1 protein-coding gene and 1 pseudogene are annotated in these 1,693 nt (G+C 60.8%); both read left to right on the forward strand.

Annotated features, from left to right (window positions below):
- Positions 1 to 217: pseudogene (locus ENZ74_RS31115) on the forward strand (hypothetical protein); the annotation flags it as partial.
- Positions 218 to 407: 190 nt separating this feature from the next.
- A partial coding sequence (locus ENZ74_RS31120) for an MFS transporter (protein ID WP_127313273.1) occupies positions 408 to 1,693 on the forward strand: 1,286 nt, incomplete at its 3' end.

Below are 1,693 nucleotides of genomic sequence, written 5' to 3' on the forward strand. Positions count from 1 at the left end.
CGATCTGCCAGTCCTCGTCGACATGAGCAGCGGCCCAGGCAGCCTCAGCGTCGATCTCGCCGAAATCGACGCTGAGGCTGCCTGGGCCGCTGCTCATGTCGACGAGGACTGGCAGATCGAGCATTGGGGGCAGGATGCGGAGGCCGTTGCCCGCCGCGCGGCTCGCAAGCGCGACATGATGGCTGCCGCCGGCCTGCTGCAAGCGCTCAAGGGCTAGGGGTTTCCCAACTCGCCCGGTTTCATCCCGCAGCGCACCTAATACCAAAGTCATAATCCCAAAGACGCGCTGCCTTTGGCGGGCGCTTTCTGTCATTTTTCCCGAATGGCTGTCGTTGAGTCCGTGCTCGGAGGAGAACGCGGACAGTGTCGCGCAGCATTGAGAACGGGTCTCACGGGAGGATAACGCAATGGCAATAGCATCGACCGCCGGCGGAACAAGCCGCGGCATGACGCGGGAAGAGAAGAAAGTCATCTTCGCTTCCTCGCTCGGCACCGTTTTCGAATGGTATGATTTCTATCTTTATGGCTCGCTGGCGGTGTTCATCGGTTCGACCTTTTTCAGCCCAGCCATTCCGGAAGCGACCCGCAACATTTTCGCGCTGTTGGCTTTCGCCGCAGGCTTCCTTGTGCGCCCGTTCGGCGCACTGCTGTTCGGCCGCATCGGTGACCTTGTCGGCCGTAAATATACTTTTCTTGTCACCATGACGATCATGGGCCTATCGACCTTCCTGGTCGGCTTGCTGCCCGGCTATGCCACTTTGGGCATCGCCGCTCCCGTGATCCTGATCATCCTGCGCATGCTGCAGGGCCTGGCTCTGGGTGGCGAATATGGCGGCGCGGCCACTTACGTCGCCGAACATGCGCCGGACAACCGGCGCGGCTACTACACCTCGTGGATCCAGACCACCGCGACGCTCGGCCTGTTCCTGTCGCTGGTTGTGATCCTGATCGTACAGGCTTCATTGAGCAAGGAAAACTATGCTGCCTGGGGCTGGCGTATTCCGTTCATCGTGTCTTTTCTGCTGCTCGGCATCTCGATCTGGATTCGGCTTTCGCTTTCCGAATCCCCGACCTTCCAGCGCATGAAGGATGAGGGAAAGGGCTCCAAGGCGCCGCTGACGGAAGCCTTCGGCCAATGGAAGAACGCCAAGATTGCACTGCTGGCGCTGCTCGGCCTCACAGCCGGTCAGGCCGTGGTCTGGTACAATGGCCAGTTCTACGCGCTGTTCTTCTTGACCAACGTGCTCAAGGTCGACGCGCAGTCGGTCAACATCATGATCGCGGTCGCCCTGGCGGTCGGTTCGATCTTCTTCGTCGTCTTCGGCTGGCTCTCCGACAAGATCGGCCGCAAGCCGATCATCATGGCGGGCCTTGCGCTGGCGATTGTCTGCACCTTCCCGCTGTTCAAGGCACTGACATGGGCTGCCAATCCGGCACTCGCCACGGCGCAGCAGAACACCAGGGCGACGGTGACCGCGGCGCCGGGCGACTGCAAATTCCAGTTCAATCCGGTTGGCACGGCGAAGTTCACGACATCCTGCGATATCGCGACTTCGTTCCTGACCAAGAACTCGGTTCCCTATGACGTGGTGTCGACGGCTGCCGCCGGCACACCCGCATCTGTCAAAATCGGCAATGAGACGGTCGAGTCCTATGACGCCATCGCCGCCGGTGATCAGGCCAAGGCCAAGGA

This window comes from Mesorhizobium sp. M7A.F.Ca.CA.002.15.2.1, from assembly GCF_003998715.1.
GTDB classification, from domain to species: domain Bacteria; phylum Pseudomonadota; class Alphaproteobacteria; order Rhizobiales; family Rhizobiaceae; genus Mesorhizobium; species Mesorhizobium ciceri.